The 20,741-nt window shown below is 70.9% G+C and carries 18 protein-coding genes; 8 read left to right on the top strand and 10 right to left on the bottom strand.

The window, feature by feature from the left end; all coding sequences use genetic code 11:
• Positions 1–3: 3 nt before the first annotated feature.
• Positions 4–936 (bottom strand): helical backbone metal receptor, encoded by a 933-nt coding sequence (locus tag FHT38_RS23050; RefSeq protein WP_310737418.1) that lies wholly within the window; start codon positions 934–936, stop codon positions 4–6.
• A 294-nt stretch (positions 937–1,230) separates the two neighbouring features.
• Between FHT38_RS23050 and FHT38_RS23045 the strand changes: the two genes are divergently transcribed.
• Entirely contained in the window at positions 1,231–1,731 is a 501-nt protein-coding gene (locus FHT38_RS23045; protein WP_183493338.1) for an RNA-binding protein, read from the top strand.
• A 165-nt stretch (positions 1,732–1,896) separates the two neighbouring features.
• On the opposite strand, the gene FHT38_RS23040 is transcribed toward FHT38_RS23045, so the two are convergent.
• Genes FHT38_RS23040 through FHT38_RS23015 form a run of 6 tightly spaced genes read right to left on the bottom strand, consistent with a single transcriptional unit; the run spans position 1,897 to position 6,998 of the window.
• The gene (locus FHT38_RS23040; protein WP_183493337.1) at positions 1,897–2,673 is read right to left on the bottom strand and encodes an SDR family oxidoreductase; all 777 of its coding nucleotides are present in this window, start codon (positions 2,671–2,673) and stop codon (positions 1,897–1,899) included.
• Positions 2,670–3,377, bottom strand: a complete 708-nt coding sequence (gene lptC / locus FHT38_RS23035; RefSeq protein ID WP_183493336.1) for an LPS export ABC transporter periplasmic protein LptC — start codon at positions 3,375–3,377, stop codon at positions 2,670–2,672. The genes FHT38_RS23040 and lptC overlap by 4 nt, the downstream gene beginning before the upstream one ends.
• Positions 3,377–4,009 (bottom strand): HAD family hydrolase, encoded by a 633-nt coding sequence (locus tag FHT38_RS23030; protein ID WP_183493335.1) that lies wholly within the window; start codon positions 4,007–4,009, stop codon positions 3,377–3,379. Before FHT38_RS23030 ends, lptC begins: the two co-directional genes overlap by 1 nt.
• Positions 4,009–4,998: an SIS domain-containing protein gene (locus FHT38_RS23025; protein ID WP_091729944.1), complete on the bottom strand. Its 990-nt coding sequence runs from the start codon at positions 4,996–4,998 to the stop codon at positions 4,009–4,011. Before FHT38_RS23025 ends, FHT38_RS23030 begins: the two co-directional genes overlap by 1 nt.
• 30 nt (positions 4,999–5,028) lie before the next feature.
• Entirely contained in the window at positions 5,029–6,339 is a 1,311-nt protein-coding gene (locus FHT38_RS23020) for an ATP-binding protein (RefSeq protein ID WP_254783493.1), read from the bottom strand.
• Positions 6,336–6,998, bottom strand: a complete 663-nt coding sequence (locus FHT38_RS23015; RefSeq protein ID WP_183493334.1) for a response regulator transcription factor — start codon at positions 6,996–6,998, stop codon at positions 6,336–6,338. Before FHT38_RS23015 ends, FHT38_RS23020 begins: the two co-directional genes overlap by 4 nt.
• Positions 6,999–7,168: 170 nt before the next feature.
• Between FHT38_RS23015 and FHT38_RS23010 the strand changes: the two genes are divergently transcribed.
• Positions 7,169–7,918 carry a phosphatase PAP2 family protein gene (locus FHT38_RS23010; RefSeq protein ID WP_310737417.1) on the top strand — a complete coding sequence of 250 codons (750 nt, stop codon included), beginning with the start codon at positions 7,169–7,171 and terminating at the stop codon, positions 7,916–7,918.
• A gap of 70 nt (positions 7,919–7,988) precedes the next feature.
• Positions 7,989–8,567 carry a DJ-1/PfpI family protein gene (locus tag FHT38_RS23005; RefSeq protein ID WP_091729937.1) on the top strand — a complete coding sequence of 193 codons (579 nt, stop codon included), beginning with the start codon at positions 7,989–7,991 and terminating at the stop codon, positions 8,565–8,567.
• 232 nt (positions 8,568–8,799) lie between these two features.
• On the opposite strand, the gene FHT38_RS23000 is transcribed toward FHT38_RS23005, so the two are convergent.
• Positions 8,800–10,071 (bottom strand): Glu/Leu/Phe/Val dehydrogenase, encoded by a 1,272-nt coding sequence (locus FHT38_RS23000; RefSeq protein ID WP_091729933.1) that lies wholly within the window; start codon positions 10,069–10,071, stop codon positions 8,800–8,802.
• A gap of 280 nt (positions 10,072–10,351) precedes the next feature.
• On the opposite strand from FHT38_RS23000, the gene FHT38_RS22995 reads away from it, so the two are divergent.
• Positions 10,352–12,349, top strand: a complete 1,998-nt coding sequence (locus FHT38_RS22995) for a monovalent cation:proton antiporter family protein (RefSeq protein WP_147241137.1) — start codon at positions 10,352–10,354, stop codon at positions 12,347–12,349.
• 60 nt (positions 12,350–12,409) lie between these two features.
• On the opposite strand, the gene FHT38_RS22990 is transcribed toward FHT38_RS22995, so the two are convergent.
• Complete coding sequence (locus FHT38_RS22990; protein WP_183493333.1) at positions 12,410–14,515, bottom strand: acyltransferase family protein; 2,106 nt, start codon at positions 14,513–14,515, stop codon at positions 12,410–12,412.
• Between the two features lie 224 nt (positions 14,516–14,739).
• Here FHT38_RS22990 and FHT38_RS22985 point away from each other — a divergent pair, with 224 nt between their 5' ends.
• From FHT38_RS22985 to FHT38_RS22970, 4 genes are all read left to right on the top strand, one after another.
• Positions 14,740–15,486 carry a histidine phosphatase family protein gene (locus tag FHT38_RS22985; protein WP_091729921.1) on the top strand — a complete coding sequence of 249 codons (747 nt, stop codon included), beginning with the start codon at positions 14,740–14,742 and terminating at the stop codon, positions 15,484–15,486.
• Positions 15,487–15,573: 87 nt separating this feature from the next.
• Positions 15,574–16,833, top strand: coding sequence for an acyl-CoA dehydrogenase family protein (locus FHT38_RS22980; protein WP_091729918.1), 1,260 nt, complete (start codon positions 15,574–15,576; stop codon positions 16,831–16,833).
• A 162-nt stretch (positions 16,834–16,995) separates the two neighbouring features.
• Positions 16,996–18,510: a diguanylate cyclase gene (locus FHT38_RS22975; protein ID WP_183493332.1), complete on the top strand. Its 1,515-nt coding sequence runs from the start codon at positions 16,996–16,998 to the stop codon at positions 18,508–18,510.
• Positions 18,511–18,545: 35 nt separating this feature from the next.
• A complete protein-coding gene (locus FHT38_RS22970; protein WP_147241709.1) occupies positions 18,546–19,106 on the top strand; it encodes an adenine phosphoribosyltransferase in 561 nt (186 codons plus the stop codon).
• Between the two features lie 12 nt (positions 19,107–19,118).
• On the opposite strand, the gene mnmE is transcribed toward FHT38_RS22970, so the two are convergent.
• Positions 19,119–20,495 carry a tRNA uridine-5-carboxymethylaminomethyl(34) synthesis GTPase MnmE gene (gene mnmE, locus FHT38_RS22965; RefSeq protein ID WP_183483683.1) on the bottom strand — a complete coding sequence of 459 codons (1,377 nt, stop codon included), beginning with the start codon at positions 20,493–20,495 and terminating at the stop codon, positions 19,119–19,121.
• Positions 20,496–20,741: the final 246 nt, after the last annotated feature.

Raw genomic sequence — 20,741 nt, 5'->3', positions numbered from 1 at the left:
CGATCATCGCGGAGCGGCGGACAGTCCGCGAAGGTAACGCAGCCCCTCGGCGGCGCGCGGGCCATACCAGCTGACCAACTCGCCGTCGACGAGGCGCACCCTCGCGTTCGGACACAGGGCCTGGGCTTCGGCCACGTGCTGGGCGCCGAACCGGTAGGGCTCGGAACTGAGCAGCAGTTCGTCGACGCCGGCCAGCCAGAGCTCGTCGCCCGTCAGCACCGGATAGCGCGCCGCGCCGCGCTCGCCGCCCTCGACCGGGGGCCAGGTCGACCAGCCCACCTCCGCGAGCATGCAGGAGATATAGGTATCGCGGGCGACCGTCATCCAGGGGTCGCGCCAGATCAGGTAGAGGACGCGCGGCGTCGGCCGCCCCTCGCCGGATGTCCGCAGGGCCAGGCAGGCCGCCAATTCCTCCCGCAGGGCGTCGGCCAGCCGGTTCGCCCGGTCACGGAGATCGGGGACATGCGGGAGCGAACTCGCCCCTGTCGAACTTTCTTCCGAGCCTTGGAGATTTCTGCCGGTGAGTTCAGACCTGACCCTCCAATCGGCGGCAAAAACCTCCACCATCTCCACCATCTGGGTGACCAAGGTCAGGTTGTCAGCGGGTGCGCAGGGATGCGTCACCACCACATGGGGGACGAATTCGCGCAGGGCCTGGACCGTCTCGAGCCGGTTTTCATCAACGTTCACGATGACATGGCTGGGGGCCAGCCTCCGCAGCTTGGGGAGATTGACGTCCTTGGTTCCACCGATCTTTGATATTGCTGACACCGCCGGCGCGGGATGAATGCAAAAACCGGTGCGACCGACCACCCAAGGCCCCAGTCCGAGGGCGAACAGCAGTTCGGTCACCGACGGAACCAGCGAGACGATGCGCAGCTCGGGCGTGAGCGGGACGGGTGTGGACGGCGGGCGCTGGAGGGCGATGGGCGTCACCTTGTGCGATCAGGGGGTGGGTTCCCGCATAGTGGAAAACACCGAGCGCCGGCGGGGGGTCTCGGGAGCCGGTTTTGCCCCGATCTAAAGCCGGGGGCGAGGGATTTCCAGCGCTTCCGACACTGCTCGGGGTTTGCGCGCATAAGCCGAAAAACAACAACCGGCTTGACGCGTTGCGAACCGCCAATCCTGTCACACATAATCGGATCGCCTGAATGCAGCGCCTTCGTATGAGTGGTTCACGATGGGTTGAAGCAGCACATTGGGTTATTTGGTTTTGAAAGGGCTTCCCCCATGGGAAACAAGCTATACGTGGGCAACCTCGCTTACAGCGTGCGAGATGAGTCGCTCCAGGAGGCATTCTCGCAATTCGGCACCGTCATCTCCGCCAAGGTCATGATGGACCGCGAGACCGGCCGTTCCAAGGGCTTCGGCTTCGTGGAAATGTCGACCGACGACGAAGCGCAATCCGCCATCAACGGCATGAACGGTCAGGCCCTGGAAGGCCGCGCGATCGTGGTCAACGTGGCGCGTCCGCGTGAAGACCGTCCGGGCGGCGGCTTCGGTGGCGGCGGCGGCGGTGGTCGCGGCGGCTTCGGTGGCGGCGGCGGCAGCCGTGGCGGCTACGGCGGCGGCGGCGGTGGTGGCGGCTACGGTGGTGGCGGCGGCGGCGGTGGTCGCGGCGGCTACGGCGGTGGCGGCGGCAGCCGTGGCGGCTACGGCGGCGGTGGTGGCGGCGGCGGCTACGGTGGTGGCGGCGGCGGCAGCTACGGCGGCGGTCGCGGCGGCTACTGAGCCACGGCGGGGTTGATCCCCGCCTCGCAATGAACAAGGCGCTCCTCGGAGCGCCTTTTCTTTTGCCCGCATGGCAGAGCATCGCGGGAATCGTCATCGGCGCCACGGCGGCCGACGCGCGTCGGCCCACTTGGTGGGCGCGAGCGCCCCGAAGGGCGCTGCCTCTCAGCGCTCGCCCTGCCGATGCTTGCGCGGACGCCCCGCTAGCAGCTGGTCGAAGACCGCGCCCGGCAGCAGGCGCATCGCGTGCGCCACGAGCCCCATCTGCCAGGGAATGAAGCGCACCCGGGCGCCGGCCTCGATCGCGGCGTAGGCCTTGCGCGCGAAGTCGTCCGGCTGCATCAGGAAGGGCATGCTGTAGCGGTTCTCGCGCGTCAGCGGCGTATCGACATACCCCGGCGCGATGGTCACGACCTTCACGCCATCGGGCCGGCATTCGCCGCGCAGGCTCTCGCAATAGCTGAACACCGCCGCCTTGCTGGAGCAATACGCCCCGTGCCCCGGCAGTCCCCGGATGCCCGCGACGCTGGCGATGCCCACCAGCGTGCCGCCGCGGCGCTCGCGCATCGGGCCGACGAAGGGATGGAAGGTCGCCGCCAGGCCGATGTTGTTGGTCGCGTAGACGCGCTGCATCACGGCCAGGTCCTCATGGATCGCCGTGTCCATGCCGATGCTGATGCCCGCGTTGGCGATCACCACATCGGGCAGGCCCTGCTCGGCGATGCAGCGGCGGCCGGTGGCGGTGATGGCCTCGATGTCGCTGACGTCGGCGCGGTAGACCCGCCAGCGTGACGGCGCCAGGCCTTGCTGCTCCGCCCAGGCGCTGAGTTCCTCGACGCGGCGCGCGACCAGCGCGAGGTTCCAGCCCTCGCGGTAGTACTGGAGCGCGAGCGCCTGGCCGATGCCGCTCGAGGCACCGGTGATGTAGACGAGTCGATTCATGGCTTGCGGGCGGGCGTCGGCGCCGAGGCCCTGGCGGCCGGTGCCGCGGCGCGCGCGCCGGGTCGGGCGGCGAAGGTGGCGCGGCCACCGCCGCTGAAGCTCAGGCGCCCGGTGAGCTGGTCGTAGACGAAGCTCTTCACCTGCATCTCGCCGCCCATGCCGATGACACGCGCCGGCAGGTGCGAGCGGATCTGCTGCTGCGGGACGAAGGCATGGAGGAACTCGCCATACAGCTCCAGGTCGGGCGGCTGCGACGGATCGCCGTCCGGATAACGCTTGACCTTCACGTCCCCGAGCAGCTGCACCTCGCTGCCGTCACCGTTGGACAAACCGCGCTGCGCGTCGGCGACCAACAGTTCGCCCTGCTTGCCGTAGGCGCGCAGCTGCGGCGCGTCGATCTCCAGCGTGTCGTTGTCGGGGTAATGCCGCATCTCGGTGCCGATGATGCGTCCGGTCAACCGGCCGTCGCTGCTGAAGCGCTCGACCTCGAAGCCGTTCATCCGGTAGTCGGGCTCGTGCTTGGGCGCGGCCTTCTCGCGCGGCGTCTCCAGCTGCGGCGTGTTCTTGATCAGCCACCAGGTGAAGCCGGCCAGCATCGCCATCAGCAGCAGCGGCACGTAGCTGGCCAGCATCGACTGCAGGCGCCACAGCAAGGGCTGGACGCGGCGCCGCGGCGAGGTCGGCGGCGGAGCGAGCGCCGCCATCAGTGGCCGCTCCCGTCCAGGGTCTCGAGGTGGCCGTGCAGCAGCCGCGCGTACTGGCCGGCGGCCATCAGCAGCAGGTCGCAGAACTCACGGGCGGCGCCGTGGCCGCCGGCGGCGGTGGTGACGTGATGCGCGGCCGCCTTGACCTCGGCATGCGCCTGAGCCGGCGCGCAGGCGAAACCGGCGCGCACCATCAGCGGCAAGTCGGGCCAGTCGTCCCCGATCACGGCCACCTGCTCCCAGCGCAGGCCGAGCTGGTCGAGCAGCGGCTGCGCCGCGGCCAGCTTGTTCCTGGCCCCATAGACGGCGTGCGGCAGGCCGAGGTCGGCGACCCGCCGCCGCACCGCCGGCGAATCGCGGCCGGTGATGACGATCGGCACGATGCCGCCCTGCGCGAGCAGCTTCATCCCGTGGCCGTCCAGCGTCGCGAAGGCCTTGAACTCCTCGCCCTGCGCGCTGAGGTAGATGCGGCCGTCGGTCAGCACGCCGTCGACGTCGAAGATCGCGGCCCGCAGGCCGAGCGCCTGGCCCTGCGCCTTGAGCAGCAGTTCCGGCGGAAAGGCCAGCGCGGGCTGGAGCTCGCGCACGACCGGCGCGTCCGCGTCCGCGGGAGTCAGGGAGGAAGCGCTCATCAGATCACCTTCGCGCGCATCAGGTCGTTGATGCTGATCGCGCCGACCAGGCGCTGTTCGTCGTCCACGGCCAGCACCAGCGTGATGCGGGCCTGCTCCATCAGGTCGGCCGCGTCGACGGCCAGCGCGTCGGCGGCCACGGTGCGCGGATTCGGATGCATGACCTGGCCGGCCGTCAGGCCGCGCAGGTCGCCGCCGCGCTCGATCAGCCGGCGCAGGTCGCCGTCGGTGAAGATGCCGCCGGCCTTGCCGTCGGCGCCGACCAGCACCGCGCAGCCCAGGCCCTTGTCGGACATCACCCGCATCATGTCGAGCAGCGGCAGCTCGGCATTCACGCGCGGCAGCGCGTCGCCGCCGCGCATCAGGTCGCGCACATGGGTCAGCAGGCGCCGGCCGAGCGAGCCCCCCGGATGGGAGCGGGCGAAGTCCTCGGCGCGGAAACCGCGTGCGTCCAGCAGCGCCACGGCCAGGGCGTCGCCCAGCGCGATCTGCGCGGTGGTGCTGGCGGTCGGCGCGAGGTTCAGCGGGCAGGCCTCCTGCGCCACGCGCGAGTCGATCACGAAGTCCGCATGCTTGGCCAGCGACGACGACAGCCCGCCGGTCATGCCGATCAGCGTGACGCCCTGGCGCTTGAGCACCGGGATGATGGCGTTGAGCTCGTCGCTTTCGCCGGAATTCGACAGCGCCAGCACGATGTCGCCGGGCGTGACCATGCCGAGGTCGCCATGGCTGGCCTCGCCGGGATGGACGAAGAACGCCGGCGTGCCGGTGGAGGCCAGGGTGGCGGCGATCTTGCGGCCGACGTGGCCGCTCTTGCCCATGCCCATCACGACGACGCGACCGGAGCAATCCAGGATCTTGCGGACCACCTGTTCGAACGATTCGCCCAGGCGGGGACCGAGCGCGAGCAGCGCGTCGGCCTCGACTTGCAAGGCCGCGCGGGCCACGTCGAGCGCGCGGGAATGGGTGAGGGCGGCGTGGGTCGTCATAAGGGCGAAAGTGTAGCCGCCGGGGTCGATTCAGTCCGGCGCCGGCCCCAGTCTGAGGGCCACGCCGAAGCCCGCTTCCATGGCCGGCAGCCGCAGGTCGCCGCCGTGGGCGCGGGCCACGAGGTCGGCCATCATGAGGCCCAGGCCCATGCGCCCTTCGTACTGCTGCCGCTCCAGCGCGTCGTTGAGGTCCACGCGCTGCCAGTCGGCCACGCCCTCGCCGTTGTCGGTGAGCTCCAGCGTCATCCCCCCGTCCAGCTGGGCCTTCAGGCGCAGCCGTACCTGCGAGGCCCCGTGGCGCCAGGCGTTGTCGATCAGGTTGATCAGCGCGGCGGCCAGCAGGTCCGGATCGGCGTCGATGCCGGCCTCCGGCGGCAGGTCCAGCACCAGGCCGTCGGGCAGGGGCAGGAGCTGCATCAGCTCGACCAGGTCCAGGCGCTGCCAGCGCAGGCTCATGCCGGTGCGGAACAGCGTCAGCAGCGCGGTCACCACGCGGCGCAGCCGGTCGCCCGCCTCGCGGGTGCGCTGCAGCCGGGCGCGCGACTCGGGCGGCGCTTCGCGCAGCGCCATCGCGAGCTGGGCGTCCATGCCCGCGAGCGGCGTGCGCAGCGCATGCGCCGCATGCGCGCTGAAGGCACGCTCGTTGGCGACGCGCTGGGCCAGGCGCTGGCCCAGGTCGAGCACCGCGGCGCGGATCTCCGCCAGCTCGCTGCGCGGCTGCTCCGGCAGCAGTTGCCGGGTGTCGAGCGGGTCGTAGCCGCCCAGCGCGGCGGACAACTCGCCCAGCGGCGCGAGCTCGGCGCGTGCGCGCCGGTTCATCCACACCATGCACAGCCCGCCGACCAGCAGCGCGGACAAGGCGCTGGCCAGCCCGACGCGGCTGCGCACCTCCTTCCGCTCGGCGCTGGTCTGCGCCACCATCAGCCAGCCGGGGCCGGCCGCCGTCGGCAGCGGGCGCACGTGCACGCGCCAGTCGTCGCCATCGCTGCCGTCGTCCTGCCAGTCGCTGAAGCCCGGCGGCAGCTTCCAGGCCTTGATCGGCGCGAGCGGCGAGCGATGCAGCAAGGCGCCGTCCGGCGCCACCAGCTGCCAGGCGAAATGGGTGCTGAGGTCGTCGTTGTCGGCGATCTGGGCCGGCATGGCCTGGCTCTGGCGCAGCAGCTGGCCCAGCACCTGCGAGGACGCCTGCAGCGTCTCGTCGAGCAGCTCGTCGACCTCCTCCTGCACGACCAGCCAGACGCTCACCCCGGCCAGCACCGCCCAGAACGCCGAGATCAGCAGCAGCTGGCGCGCCAGACGGCCGGCGATGGACGGGCGGCGCGGCCCCGGCGTGCCGCTCACGGCGCCTCCGGGCCGAGCCGGTAGCCCAGGCCGCGGACGGTCTCGATGAGCTCGCGGCCGAGCTTGCGGCGCAGGCTCGACACATGGACCTCCAGCGCGTTGCTCAGCACCTCGGCGTCGTCGCCCAGCACCTGCAGCTCCAGGTCGCGCTTCGGATAGAGCCGGCCGCCGCGCTGCACCAGCGCCTCCAGCACGGCCCACTCGCGCGCGGTGAGCTCGACCGGCTGCCCGTCGCGCGTGGCCCGCTTGGCGGCCAGGTCCAGCACCACGTCGCCATGGCGGCGCTGCGAGCTGCTCGCGCCCGCATGGCGACGGCTGACGGCGCGCAGCCGGGCCGCCAGCTCCTCGGGCGCGAAGGGCTTGACCAGGTAGTCGTCGGCGCCGCTGTCCAGGCCTTGCAGCCGGTCGGCGAGCAGGTCGCGCGCGGTCAGCATCAGCGCCGGGATCGACACGCCCCGCTGGCGCAGGCCGCGCAGCCAGTCCAGGCCGGAGCCGTCCGGGAGCTGCCAGTCGACCAGCAGCGCATCGAACTCCTCATGCTGGCGCGGCAGCAGTTCGGCCAGGCGGCGGGCCCAGGTCACGGCATGGCCTTCGTCGCGCAGGAAATCGCGCAAGGCCTCGCCGAGCAATTCGTCGTCTTCGAGCAGCAGGAGTCGCATGGGCGTGCGGCGGGCAGCCGCGGGAAAGGGGGCCGTCGGGCCGAAAACGATACCAGCGGCCACCGGTCGGTCCGGCCGCGGCGCGCACTGTGCGGACTGTCGCAGAACTTCAGCCGGCCTTCAGCTTGGCTTCAGTCGAACTTCAGGGCGGCGGTGCCCACTGCGAGGCCGTGAACACGCCTCCCCTCTCCCCCCTGCCGCTGGGCGCCGGATCGGCGTCCGCGCCCGTCCTGTCCCCTGTCGGCGCGCTGCGCCTGCCGGACCTGCGCCGCGGCTGGCTGGTCGCGCTGGCGGGGCTCACTGCGCTGCTGCTCTGGGATGCGGCCGGCTGGGACCTGGCCGTGGTGCGGCTCTTCGCCGATGCGCACGGCTTCGCGCTGCGCGACCACTGGCTCACCTCGGGCCTGCTGCACCAGGGCGGGCGCTGGGTGGCGACCGGCCTGGCGGTCGTGTTGCTGATCAACGCGCTGCGACCCCTGTGGCCGGGACTGACGCGCCGCGAGCGCTGGGGCGCCGTCGCGCTGACAGCGGTCAGCCTGGTGCTGATTCCGCTGATGAAGCAGGGCAGCAACACCAGCTGCCCGTGGGACCTGGCCGAATTCGGCGGCGTCGCGCATTACGTGTCGCACTGGCGCTTTGGCGTCGGCGACGGCGGACCGGGGCACTGCTTCCCATCGGGTCATGCGAGTTCCGCCTTCGCCTTCTTCAGCATCTTCTTCATGCTGCGCCGCGCCTATCCGCGGCAGGCGCGGATCGCACTGGGCGCGGTGCTCGTGATGGGCACGCTGTACGGCCTGGCGCAGATGGCGCGCGGCGCGCATTACCCCAGCCACACGATGTGGACCGCCTGGATCTGCTGGACGCTCGCGGTCGCTGCCGCGCCGGCGCTGCGAGCCCGCGACGCCGACGCGGGTACATGAGGGATTCATCGACCTGACGGCCTTGGCCTCCCAGAATCGGCGCTCCCTCAACCGACTCTGGAGAGATGCGATGGGCAAGAAGCTGCTGCTGCTGGCGGGCGACTACGTCGAGGACTACGAGTTGATGGTGCCGTTCCAGGCGCTGCAGGCGGTGGGACACCGGGTCGACGCCGTCTGTCCGGGAAAGAAGGCCGGCGATTTCGTGCTCACGGCCATCCATGACTTCGAGGGCGCGCAGACCTATTCGGAGAAGCCGGGTCACCGCTTCACGCTGAACGCCAGCTTCGACGCGATCAAGCCGCAGGACTACGACGGACTGGTGATTCCGGGTGGCCGGGCCCCCGAGTACCTGCGCACGATGCCTGGCGTCCTGCCGCTCGTGCAGCACTTCTCCCAGGCCGACAAGCCGATCGCCGCGATCTGTCATGGCGCGCAACTGCTGGCCGCCGCCGGCATCATCCGTGGCCGCAAGGTATCGGCCTACCCCGCGTGCGCCGCGGAAGTGGAGCTGGCTGGCGCCAGCTACGCCGACATTCCGGTCGACCAGGCGGTGACCGACGGCAAGCTGGTCACGGCGCCAGCCTGGCCCGCGCACCCCGCCTGGATCGCACAGTTCCTGCAGGTGCTCGGCACGAAGATCAGCCACTGACTTCCTCCCCCAAAGTCCCCGCTGGCAAAACCGTCGAAGGACGGAGGTGATGGGGGACGGCAGGGCGTGGGGTTTTGGCGCTCGCCGCCAAGGCCCCATGCCCTGGCGGCCAACGCCCCGGCCTGCGCATGAACTCCACCTGCGCCCACCGCCGACCCATGAAAAATGGGCCCACATGGGGCCCATCCGCTCCGTAACCGCGAGAAACCCGCGGCTGGTCGATGAGGAGGGATCAGGGGTAGAGGCCGCGCTCTTCACGGGCCTGCAGCACGCGCGTGCAAGCGACCGTGAACGCCGCCGTCCGCAGCGGGATCTTGTGCTGCTCGGCCGTATCCCAGATGCCCTTGAACGCGCCGACCAGGATCTTGTCCAGGCGGACGTTGATCTCGTCCTCGGTCCAGAAGAACGACGAGAAGTCCTGCACCCACTCGAAGTAGGAAACGGTCACGCCGCCCGCGTTGGCGATCACGTCGGGGACGACGATGATGCCGCGGTCCGCCAGCACGGCGTCGCCGTCGGGCGTGGTCGGGCCGTTGGCGCCTTCCAGCACCAGGCGGGTCTGGACGCGCTTGGCGCGCTCGCCCGACAGCTGGCCTTCCAGCGCGGCGGGGATCAGCACGTCGGACTTCACGTCCCAGAAGTTCTCGTTGTCGATGCGGTCCGCGCCCTTGAAGCCGGCGACGCCGCCGGTGTGGCCGACGTGCTCCAGCAGCGAGGCCATGTCCATGCCGCTGTCGTTCTGGATGGTGCCGGTGTGGTCTTGCACGGCCACGACGATCGCGCCGTTGGCGGCGAACATCTTGGCGGCCACCGAGCCCACGTTGCCGAAGCCCTGCACCGCGACGCGGGCGCCTTCCATGTTGATGTTGAGGCGGCGCATCGCCTCGCGGCCGACGACGAACACGCCGCGGCCGGTGGCGGCCACGCGGCCCAGCGAGCCGCCCAGCGGGATCGGCTTGCCGGTGACGACGCCGGTGGCGGTGGCGCCGACGTTCATCGAGTAGGTGTCCATCATCCAGGCCATGATCTGGCCGTTGGTGTTGACGTCAGGCGCGGGGATGTCCTGGGTCGGGCCGATGATGATGCCGATCTCGCTGGTGTAGCGGCGGGTGACCTTTTCCAGTTCCTTCAGCGACAGCGTCTTGGGGTCCAGGCGGATGCCGCCCTTGGCGCCGCCGTAGGGCAGGTTCACCGCGGCGTTCTTGACCGTCATCCAGGCCGACAGCGCCATCACTTCTTCCAGCGTGACGTCCGGGTGGTAGCGCACGCCGCCCTTGCCGGGACCGCGGGTCAGCGAGTGCTGGACGCGGTAGCCCTCGTAGTGGGCGATGGTGCCGTTGTCGAGTTCGATGGGGATGTCCACGATCAGCGCGCGCTTGGGGCGGCGCAGCGTTTCCACCCAGCGGGCCAGCTTGCCCAGGTAGGGCTCGACGGCGTCGATCTGGGACAGGTAGGTGCCCCAGGGACTGTTGCGCGTGGGGGAAACGAAACTCAGGTTGGGCATGAAATGCTCCATAACTTTTCGGTGGCGCGAACGGTACCCCGAAGCCCTGCGCGTCCGCCACGTCCGGCAAAGCCGAGTACACATGCGGGCATGCGCCCGATGCATAAGGCGGGTAGTTTGCGCCTGACGCGTGACCAAAGCCAGTCCCGTCCCGCGGCGGCGGACCGCGTGTCGCGACCCGCGCCCGCATGGCTGGGGCGCCGCTCGCCGGCCCTATGGCGAGGCCTGTCCTTGCTGCATCCGGGGCCGCCCGGGGCCGGGGGCCAGTACCATCGCCGCCATGCTTTCCGCGCTGGACCTGACCCTCATCTACCTGATCGCCGCCGTGCTGGGCGTCGTGGTGTGCCGCTCGCTGAAGCTGCCGCCGATCCTGGGCTACCTGGTGGTGGGCGTGCTGATCGGTCCGAACGCGCTGGCGCTGGCCAGCGACGTCCCCGGCGTGCAGCACCTGGCCGAGTTCGGCGTCGTGTTCCTGATGTTCGCGATCGGCCTGGAGTTCAACCTGCCCAAGCTGCACAGCATGCGCGCGATGGTGTTCGGGCTGGGGCTGCTGCAGGTGGTGGTGACGATCGGCGGCACCATGGCGGGCAACCTCTTCCTGCGCTGGTTCTTCGGCCTGATGGGCTGGCCCTGGGACCTGGGCTGGCAGGGCTCGCTGGTGCTCGGGTCCGCGATGGCGATGAGTTCCACCGCCATCGTCGTGAAGCTGATGGCCGAGCGGCTGGAGCTCGAGAGCGAGCACGGCCGGCGCGTGATCGGCGTGCTGCTGTTCCAGGATCTGGCCGTGGTCCCGCTGCTGGTGCTGATCCCGGCGCTGGGCGGCAGCGGCACGCAGATGATCGAGTCGCTGGGCTGGGCGGCGCTGAAGGCGACGCTGCTGCTGGTGCTGCTGCTGACCGGCGGCCAGCACCTGATGCGCCGCTGGCTGACGCTGGTGGCGCGGCGCAAGAGCCAGGAGCTCTTCATGCTCAACCTGCTGCTGGTGACGCTGGGCCTGGCCTGGCTGACCGAGCATGCGGGGCTGTCGCTGGCGCTGGGCGCGTTCGTCGCCGGCATGCTGATCGCGGAGACCGAATACAAGCACCAGGTGGAGCTGGACATCCGGCCCTTCCACGACGTGCTGCTGGGGCTGTTCTTCATCACCATCGGCATGCGGCTGGACTGGCAGACGCTGGTCTTCCAGTGGCCGCTGGTCATCATCCTGACGCTGGTGCCGACGACGGCGAAGTTCGTGCTCGTGGCCGGGCTGGCGAAGCTGTTCCGCGCGCCGACCGGCGTGGCGCTGCGCACCGGCCTCTACCTGGCGCAGGCGGGGGAGTTCGGCTTCGTGCTGCTGACGCTGGGCGCGCAGCACAACCTGATCGCGGCGCAATGGGTCAGCCCGGTGCTGGCGGCGATGGTGCTGTCGATGCTGATGACGCCGCTGATCATCGAGCACAGCAACCGCATCGTCATGAAGCTGTCGGCCAGCGACTGGCTGCTGCAGTCGGTGCAGCTGACGACGATCGCGAAGAAGTCGATCAAGACCGATGCCCACGTGATCATCTGCGGCTACGGCCGCAGCGGGCAGAACCTGGCGACGCTGCTGGAGGCGGAGCACATCCCCTACATGGCGCTGGACCTGGATCCGGACCGGGTGCGGCAAGCTGCGGCGGCCGGCAAGAGCGTGGTGTTCGGCGACGCGGCGCGTCTGCCCAGCCTCATCGCCGCGGGCCTGACGCGCGCGAGCGCCGTCGTCATCTCGTACCACGACACGCCGTCGGCGCTGAAGGTGCTGCACGAGGTGCGCGGGCACGCGCCGCATGTGCCGGTGGTGGTCCGGACGATCGACGATACCGACCTGGAGAAGCTGCGCGCCGCCGGCGCCACCGAGGTGGTGCCGGAAGCGATCGAAGGGTCGCTGATGCTGGCCAGCCATGCGCTGGCGCTGGTCGGCGTGCCGATGCGGCGGGTGCTGCGGATCGCGCGCGATGCGCGGGACCGGCGCTATGGGCTGCTGCGTGGCTACTTCCACGGGGCGGACGACGACACCTCGGAGGAGCGCGATCAGGCGCGGCTGCAGTCGATCAGCCTGCCGATGGCGAGTGCGCTGGAGGGCCGCACGCTCGGGGAGCTCGGGCTGACCGGATGGGGCGTCAGCGTGCTTTCGGTGCGCCGTCCCAACGGCGCGGTCAAGGACGCGAGCGACGAGCTGGTGCTGCAGGGCGGGGACACGCTGGTCATCTCCGGCACGCCCGAGGCGCTCGCGCGCGCCGAGCACGGGTTGCTGGTCGGCTGACGCCGCCCCGGCGCGGGATCTGCCACTCCGAGAACTCCCTCGGCGAGGGACTCATTCAGTTCAATTTCGCAACGCGAGCTGCCGTTCGCCCACGGCTTCCGACATCACTGCCGGCATCAGCAGTCTCGAGCCCTCGCGGCTGAGGTGGCCCTGGTCGCGGTAGAGCGGCACGCCGTCGCGCTCGACCTGGCAGCTCGTGCCGTCGCACAGCAGCGGCTCGAAGCGCAGCACCGGCAGCCGCGCATCCGCCTTCGCGAGCGCCTCGATGAACGCATGCTCGGAGGCGCGCCGCTGTTCGTCGTCCTTCACATCGATCACGCAGCCCGGTGTAGCGCCGATCGTCCAGCGACGCGCCTGCCGGCGTTCCAGGCAGCCCGCGATGTCGAACGGGGCGGAAGGCGGTGGCGCCACCACCATCACCCGCTTGCCCATCGCCTTCAGACGCTTCACCGTCTCGGCCATGTCCGCCAGCAGGGCCTCTCTCATCGCCCGCTCGCCGCGCACCCGTCCGTCGTCCGACGCATCGCCGCGCGTGCGCTGCAACTCGTACTTCGACGCGTCCAGGTACTGCGTGAGCAAGCTGGACAGCACCACGGTCTCGATCTCCGGATGCCGCGCCAGCCAGCGCAGCACCGATGCGTTGAAGGCCTGGCACTGCTCGATCCACGGTGAAGCGAAGCTGTTGCCGCGGCCCAGTCCCGGTCGCACCGGCGTCAGCCCGGGGAACGGGCCGCAGGAGGACTTCGTCGCCTGCGCCAACCCCTGGTCGCTGGCCACGCGGACCAACCCCGGCACCAGGTGCATCGCGTAGGAATCGCCCCAGACCATCCAGCGCGCGCCCGGCCGCGTGCGGCAGTCCTCGCGGCCGTCGAAGGGCTCTTCGGCATCGCAGTTGGCCGACAGGCCGTAGTTGGGCTTGCGCAGCTCGACGAAGTCGATCGCCCCCGGCGCCGGCTTGTGCAGCGCCAGCACGATGCCTCCCAGCGCCAGCGCCGCCGTGCCGCTGCCCAGGATCCAGGCCCCGCGAGGCCCGGTCAGCGCCGCCTTGGCTGGCCGTTCGACGCCACGGTGCAGCAGCCACGCCAGCGGGAACGACAGCAGCACCGCGCCGATGCGCCAGGCCATCAGCGCCTGCGGATCGGCTTTCAACCCGACCCAGGCGTTGTGCAGGATCGCGATCAGCGGCCAGTGGACGAGGTACAGCGCATACGACCAGTCGCCGATGCGGATCAGCGGCGCCGCGACGCGCGGCCAGCCCTGCGGCTCGCGCAGCAGCAGGACCAGGGTCGCCAGGCCGACGACCAGCGCCGCCGGCCCCGGGTGCGCGGGGCCGAAGAGCTGCGGCGCCGCGAGGACGACAAGCAGCAGCGCCCATGACGGCAGCGTGAGCGCCCTCAGGACGCGCTGCCATCGCTGGGCGCGCACGTCGACCAACGCGGCCGAGGACCTCGCCGTCGCCGTCGCCAATGCCGTCGGCGCCGACACGGACGTCATCAGCGCCCCGATCGATCCCAGGCCCAGCTCCCAGGCCCGCGTGGGCAGCAGGTAGAACGCGCCGCCGGCGTCGATCGGCTGCCACCACGCCAGCAGCGCCAGGCTGCCGAGCGTCACCGCGATGGCCGTCGCCGTCCGCAGCCGCGCGGGACTGAAGACCAGCAGCGCGGGCAGCACGAGGTAGTACTGCTCCTCCAGCGCCAGCGACCAGAAGTGCAGCAGCGGCTTGAGGTCGGAGGCGCCCTCGAAGTAGCCGGTCTGCTTCCACAGCACGAGGTTGTTGGCGAAGCCCAGCGCGCCCAGCAACTGGCCGACGAAGTCGATCTGCTCGCGGCGGTTGAGCGCCCACGGCACGACGAGCAGCGTCGCGCCGAGCACCACGTAGGCCGCCGGCAGCAGACGCCGCGCGCGCCGGCCGTAGAAGGCGCGGAAGGAGAAGTCGCCGCGCCGCAGCGCGCGCTGGATCAGGCCGGTGATCAGGTAGCCGGAGATGACGAAGAAGATGTCGACACCGAGGTAGCCGCCCGACGCGCCGGGGATCTGCGCGTGATACAGCAGCACCCACAGCACGGCGACCGCGCGCAGTGCCTGGATGTCGTCGCGCAGCGGTGGCTCGCCGGCCGCGTGCGGGCCCGGCGGGCGATGAAGAGGGAGCGGAGCGGGGCTTGTCACCAAGGCGTCAGGACGGAAGCGGGGAACGGAAGTGGCACGGGTGCGCCGCTGCACGGCACGGCACGGCACGGCACGGCACGGCACGGCACGGCACGGCACGGCACGGCACGGCACGGCACGGCACGGCACGGCACGGCACGGCACGGCCGCGAATTGTGGCCCGGTCCGCGAGCCTGCCGCCTGCGTGACAGTGCGGCCTGCGTCGTTGCGCCACACTGCCGCCCATGTTGGACACCCAGCCCCGCAGCCCGCAACGCCGCCGCGTCTACCTGATGCGGCATGGCGCGGTGACCTACTTCGATGGCACGACCGGGCGTCCGGTGCTGCCCGAGCAGGTGCGGCTGAACGACGACGGCATCGCTCAGGCGCAGGCCGCGGGCGAGGCCTTCCGCGCGGCCGGCGTGCGATTCGATCGCGTGATCGTGTCGGGCCTGCCGCGCACCGTCGAGACCGCCGACCTGGTGCTGCGCCACGCCGGCCAGGGCGAGCTCTCGCCGCAGGTCTGGCCCGAGTGGCAGGAGATCCGCGGCGGCCGCCTCGGCGATATCCCCACCGATGAACTCGCGCGCACCTTCACCGGCCTGCAGCGCAGCCCGGTCCCGGAATCGCAGCGCTTCCTCAACGGCGAGAGCGTCGGCGAGCTGCTCGACCGCGTGCTGGGCGGCGTCGCCCGCCTGCAGGCCGATCCCGACTGGGACTGTGCGCTGCTGGTGCTGCACGGCGTCGTCAACGCCGCGATCCTGTCGCATGCGGTCACCGGCGGCCAGCGCCTGATGCTCGGCAGCTGGGTCCAGTCGCCGGCGTGCATCAACGTGCTGGACGTCGCGCCGCCGACCGGCGACGCGCCCGGCGACTGGCTGCTGCGCGTCTGCAACTTCGCGCCCTCGCATCCGCTGCATGCGGACGAACGGTCCACCACGATGGAGGCGCTGTACGCGCAGTACCTCCGCTATCGCGGCCAGCGCGGCTGACGCGCGCTGCGCCGACCCGCCGCGCGCCTCACGGCCTCACGAACGCATCAAGAACGCATCAAGAACGCCTCACCGGGAGACTCCTCCATGAACTTCGACTACAGCCCCAAGGTTGAACAGCTGCGCGACCGCCTGCTGGCGTTCTTCGACCAGCACATCTATCCCAACGAGCATCGCTACCACGCCGAGATCGAGGCCAACCGCCGCGCCGGCAACGCCTGGATCCCGACGAAGGTGATCGAGGAGCTCAAGCCCAAGGCGCGCGCCGCCGGGCTGTGGAACCTGTTCCTGCCGCGCTCGGCGCGCGCGCCGGAAGGGCTGTCCAACCTCGAGTACGCGCCGCTGTGCGAGATCATGGGCCGCGTGTACTGGGCGCCGGAGGTCTTCAACTGCTCCGCGCCCGACACCGGCAACATGGAGACGCTGGAGCGCTACGCCAGCGAGGCGCTCAAGGACCGCTGGCTCGAGCCGCTGCTGCGCGGCGAGATCCGCTCCGCCTTCCTGATGACCGAGCCCGACGTGGCCTCGTCCGACGCGACCAACATCCAGTGCCGCATCGAGCGGGACGGCGACGAATACGTCATCAACGGGACGAAGTGGTGGTCGTCGGGCGCCGGCGATCCGCGCTGCGCGCTCTACATCGTGATGGGCAAGACCAACCCGGACGCCGGCCGCCATGAGCAGCAGTCCATGGTGCTGGTGCCGGCGAACACGCCCGGCATCACGGTCAAGCGCCACCTCAGCGTCTTCGGCTACGACGACGCGCCGCACGGCCACATGGAGATCGAGCTGAAGAACGTGCGTGTGCCTGTCGAGAACATCCTGCTGGGCGAGGGCCGCGGCTTCGAGATCGCGCAGGGGCGCCTGGGCCCGGGACGGATTCACCACTGCATGCGTTCGATCGGCGCGGCGGAACGGGCGCTGGAGCTGATGTGCAAGCGGGCGATCTCCCGGGTCGCCTTCGGCAAGACGATCGCGCAGCAGACGGTGACGCAGGAGCGCATCGCCGAGGCGCGCTGCAGCATCGAGCAGGCGCGGCTGCTGACGCTCAAGGCGGCCTACATGATGGACACCGTCGGCAACAAGGTCGCCAAGGCCGAGATCGCCATGATCAAGATCGTGGCGCCGACGATGGCGCTGAAGGTGATCGACTGGGCGATGCAGGTCCACGGCGGCATGGGCGTCAGCGACGACACCCCGCTGGCCTACATGTGGGCGGGCCAGCGCACGCTGCGCTTCGCGGACGGCCCGGACGAGGTGCACCGCAACTCGCTGGCGAAGCTGGAACTGGCGCGCCACATGAGCCTGCCGAACGCGGGCGACATGCCGGTCACCCGCGGCGGCTGACCCGTCCCCGTACACCGTCGCTCACAAAGCGTGGCACCCCACCAACGAGGGGACGTCGCCCGAACCCGCTTCTCCCCCCGTGGAGCGGTATTCATCGCGGAGCGGGCTGGCTAGGATCAGCCACCCTTTTCCATGGCGTCGCCGCCGGCGCCGCGCTCCGCGATGAACCGATCCGCCGAAGTCCGCACCTGGCCGCTGCTGGCGTTCGCGCTGCTGGTGGGCCTGCAGGCCATCGTGCTGACGGTCACCCTCGGCGGCGACGCGGTCGACGGCTGGCTGGCGTGGGTGGGCGTGGCCTCGCTGGCGCTGACGGTGCTGCTGGCGGTGGCGGTCGTGTCGACGCTGGCGCGCACGCAGGCCCGCGCCCGGCTGGCGCAGCGCACGATGGAGGAAGCGATCGACGCGCTGCCGGCCAGCGTCGAGATCTTCGACGCCGAGGACCGCCTGATCGCCTACAACCGCCGCCTGGTCGAGATCTACCCGCACATGCTGCGGCACTTCCAGCGCAAGAGCACCTTCGAGGACCTGGTGCGGGAGTCCCTGGCGCGCGGCGGCATCCCGGAGGCGCGCGGCCGCGAACCCGAATGGCTGGAAGAGCGCCGCCAGGCGCGCGGCAAGCAGGTGTCGCCGCTGCTGCAGCGGGTGCACGACGACATGTGGCTGCGCATCTACGAATCCCGCACGCCATCCGGCGGCATCGTCGGCGTGCGCATGGACGTGACCGACCTGATCCACGAGCAGCAGCGCCTGGCGGCGAGCCGCGCGCAACTGCGCGCCACGATCGAGTCGGCGGCCAACGGCATCCTGACGCTGGACTCCGGCGGCCATGTGCTCGAGGCCAACCCGAGCTGCGAGTCGCTGTTCGGCTTCACCGCCTCGGAGCTGCAGGGCGTCCACCTGGGCATGCTGCTGGGCGCCGCGGCGGCGGCGGCCGGTGGTGCGGGTGCGACGCAGGAGGCGCCGCTGGACCCGCGCTCGCTGCTGGGCCAGCCGCGCGAGTTCACCGCCCGTCACCGCAGCGGCGAGGCGCTGCACCTGCAGCTGGCGATCGCCGAGGTCCGGACCGACACGATCCACCTCTACGTCTGCATCGTCACCGACCTGACCGAGCGCAAGCGCCAGGAGGAGCGGCTGCGCCGCGCCAACGAGCTGCTGGCCCGGCAGTCCACCACCGACGGGCTGACCGGCGTCGGCAACCGGCGGCTGTTCGACCAGCTGCTGCAGACGGAGTGGCAGCGCGCGACCCGCGCGGGCCGGCCGCTGGCGCTGCTGATGGTCGACATCGACCATTTCAAGCAATACAACGACTGCTACGGCCACGTCTCCGGCGACGACTGCCTGCGGCGCGTCGCGACGCTGCTGCGCAGCTGCGCCGGACGCGGCGGTGAATCGGTGTGCCGCTACGGCGGCGAGGAATTCGCGGTGCTGCTGGTCGACACGGACCTGGCCGGCGCGCAGGTGGTGGCGCAGCGCTGCCTGGACAGCGTGCGGCTGGCCGCGATCGAGCATGTGGGCTCGCCGGTGCGGCGCTCGGTGAGCCTGTCGATCGGCGTGGCGGCATTGATCCCGCGCAGCGGCGAAGAGGCCCAGCGCCTGATCCAGACGGCGGACGCCGCGCTCTACGAAGCCAAGCAGGCCGGCCGCGCCCGCCTGATCTGCCAGCAGCAGACGGCCTGACCCCGCCGAGCCCGGCCGGCGCGACAATCGCGCCCATGCCGCACACCGACCTCACCCCTGACCCGATCGCCTTCCTGAGGCAGCAGATCCGCACCGTGCCGGACTGGCCGGAGCCAGGCGTGCAGTTCCGCGACATCACGCCGCTGCTGGCGAACCCGCGGGCCTTCCGCGTGCTGATCGACCAGTTCGTGCACCGCTACTTCGACCTGCGGCCCGATGCGATCGCGGGGCTGGATGCGCGTGGGTTCATCATCGGCTCGGTGCTGGCCTATGAGCTCAACGTCGGTTTCGTGCCGATCCGCAAGAAGGGCAAGCTGCCCTTCACGACGGTGCAGGAGACCTATGAGCTGGAGTACGGCAGCGCGACGGTGGAGATGCACACCGACGCGGTGAAGGCCGGCGACCGGGTGCTGCTGATCGACGACCTGATCGCCACCGGCGGCACCATGATGGCCGGCAAGCGGCTGCTCGAGCGGCTGGGCGCCGAGGTCATCGAGGGCGCGGCGATCGTGGACCTGCCGGAACTGGGCGGCTCGAAGCGGTTGCGGGAGGGCGGGTTGAAGGTGTTCTCGCTGGTGGCGTTCGAGGGGCATTGAGCGCCTCGGCGCTCACTTGCCGATGCAGAACCTGCTGAAGATCTCCCCCAGCAGATCGTCGGCGGTGAACGCGCCGGTGATCTCGCCGAGCGCGTCGTGCGCCAGGCGCAGCTCCTCCGCCATCAGGTCCAGCGCTGGCGGCTCGGTCTCGGCCTGGGCCAACGCCAGCCCGATGTGCTCCTGGGTGCGGCGCAGTGCCTGCACGTGGCGCTCGCGCGCGATGAACAGGCCCTCCGGCACCGCGTGCCAGCCGACCTGCTCCAGCAGGCGCCGGCGCAAGGCGTCCAGGCCCTCGCCCGTCTTCGCCGACAAGGTCAGCGCGTCCGCCGGCAAGCCCGCCGGCGCATGCGCGTCGGCCTTGTTGTAGATCTGCAGGATCCGCGCCGGATCGACGCTCGTCAGGCGGCCGCGGATCTCGGCGTCCTCGGCCTCGTAGTCCGCATGGCCGACGCGCGTCAGGTCGTGCAGGAACAGCACCACGTCCGCATCCGCGATCGCGTCCCAGCTGCGGGCCACGCCGATGCGCTCGACCTCGTCCTCGGTGTCGCGCAGGCCGGCCGTGTCGCTGATGTGCAGCGGCACGCCCTCGATCTGGATGGTCTGGCTCAGCTTGTCCCGCGTCGTGCCCGGGATCGGCGTCACGATCGCCAGCTCGGCGCCGGCCAACGCGTTCAGCAGCGAGCTCTTGCCGACATTCGGCTGCCCCGCCAGCACGACCTTGATGCCCTCGCGCAGGATCGCGCCCTGGCGGCTGCGATCGAGCAGCGCCTCCACCCGCTGCAGCAACCGGCGCAACTTGCCCAGCGCATCGGCCTGCTCGAGGAAATCGATCTCCTCCTCGGGGAAGTCCAGGGTGGCTTCGACCAGCATCCGCAGCTGGATCAAGCCATCGCGCAGCCCGCCGACCTCGCCGCTGAGCGCACCGGCCAGCGCCCGACCGGCGCTGCGCGCGGCGGCTTCGGTGCTGGCGTCGATCAGGTCGGCCACGGCCTCGGCTTGCGCCAGGTCCAGCTTGCCGTTGAGGAAGGCGCGGCGCGTGAACTCGCCCGGCTCGGCCAGCCGCATCCGCAGCGCGGGATCGGCCTCCAGGCAGCGCGCCAGCAGCAGTTGCAGCACCACCGGGCCGCCGTGGGCCTGCAGTTCCAGCACATGCTCGCCGGTGTAGGAATGCGGCGCCGGGAAGAGCAGCGCCAGGCCGTGGTCGATCGCCTCGCCCTGGGCGCTACGGAAAGGCAGGTAGGTCGCCTCGCGCGGCTTGAGCGTGCGGCCACAGATCGCCGTCACCAGCGGGGCCAGGTCTTGTGGCGCGGACACCCGCACGATGCCGACGGCCCCGCGTCCGGGCGCGGTGGCGATGGCGGCGATGGGATCCTGGTGTCGCGACAGCATGGGCGCGATTGTCTCGCAGCGTCCGGGCACCAAGAACAACGGCGATGGGCCGCCAGGCCGCATCGCCGTCATCGTGGATGGCGCGGGGCAGGCCTCGTCGCCGCCTCTCGTGAGCCGGCGTCTTGCGCCTCCGGTCCCCCACCGTCCCGAGTCAGGTGGAGAAGCGATCCCCGCATGGACACGATTAAGCGCCTGCGCGCGGACGAAAAAAAGCCCCCGGGGTGCGGGGGCTCCTGCGATCGGCGT

The organism is Mitsuaria sp. BK041 (genome assembly GCF_014193085.1).
GTDB lineage: Bacteria > Pseudomonadota > Gammaproteobacteria > Burkholderiales > Burkholderiaceae_C > Roseateles.
The sequence above is the reverse complement of the archived record's forward strand: the minus strand, read 5'-3'. Positions and strand labels throughout refer to the sequence as shown.

Coding starts and splice junctions, on each gene's coding strand:
- FHT38_RS23040 (WP_183493337.1), bottom strand. CDS start 2,673: ATGAATCGACTCGTCTACATCACCGGTGCCTCGAGCGGCATCGGCCAG.
- FHT38_RS23000 (WP_091729933.1), bottom strand. CDS start 10,071: ATGCCCAACCTGAGTTTCGTTTCCCCCACGCGCAACAGTCCCTGGGGC.
- FHT38_RS22975 (WP_183493332.1), top strand. CDS start 16,996: ATGAACCGATCCGCCGAAGTCCGCACCTGGCCGCTGCTGGCGTTCGCG.
- mnmE (WP_183483683.1), bottom strand. CDS start 20,495: ATGCTGTCGCGACACCAGGATCCCATCGCCGCCATCGCCACCGCGCCC.
- lptC (WP_183493336.1), bottom strand. CDS start 3,377: ATGGCGGCGCTCGCTCCGCCGCCGACCTCGCCGCGGCGCCGCGTCCAG.
- FHT38_RS23045 (WP_183493338.1), top strand. CDS start 1,231: ATGGGAAACAAGCTATACGTGGGCAACCTCGCTTACAGCGTGCGAGAT.
- FHT38_RS22980 (WP_091729918.1), top strand. CDS start 15,574: ATGAACTTCGACTACAGCCCCAAGGTTGAACAGCTGCGCGACCGCCTG.
- FHT38_RS23030 (WP_183493335.1), bottom strand. CDS start 4,009: ATGAGCGCTTCCTCCCTGACTCCCGCGGACGCGGACGCGCCGGTCGTG.
- FHT38_RS22970 (WP_147241709.1), top strand. CDS start 18,546: ATGCCGCACACCGACCTCACCCCTGACCCGATCGCCTTCCTGAGGCAG.
- FHT38_RS22985 (WP_091729921.1), top strand. CDS start 14,740: ATGTTGGACACCCAGCCCCGCAGCCCGCAACGCCGCCGCGTCTACCTG.
- FHT38_RS22995 (WP_147241137.1), top strand. CDS start 10,352: ATGCTTTCCGCGCTGGACCTGACCCTCATCTACCTGATCGCCGCCGTG.
- FHT38_RS23015 (WP_183493334.1), bottom strand. CDS start 6,998: ATGCGACTCCTGCTGCTCGAAGACGACGAATTGCTCGGCGAGGCCTTG.
- FHT38_RS23005 (WP_091729937.1), top strand. CDS start 7,989: ATGGGCAAGAAGCTGCTGCTGCTGGCGGGCGACTACGTCGAGGACTAC.
- FHT38_RS23025 (WP_091729944.1), bottom strand. CDS start 4,998: ATGACGACCCACGCCGCCCTCACCCATTCCCGCGCGCTCGACGTGGCC.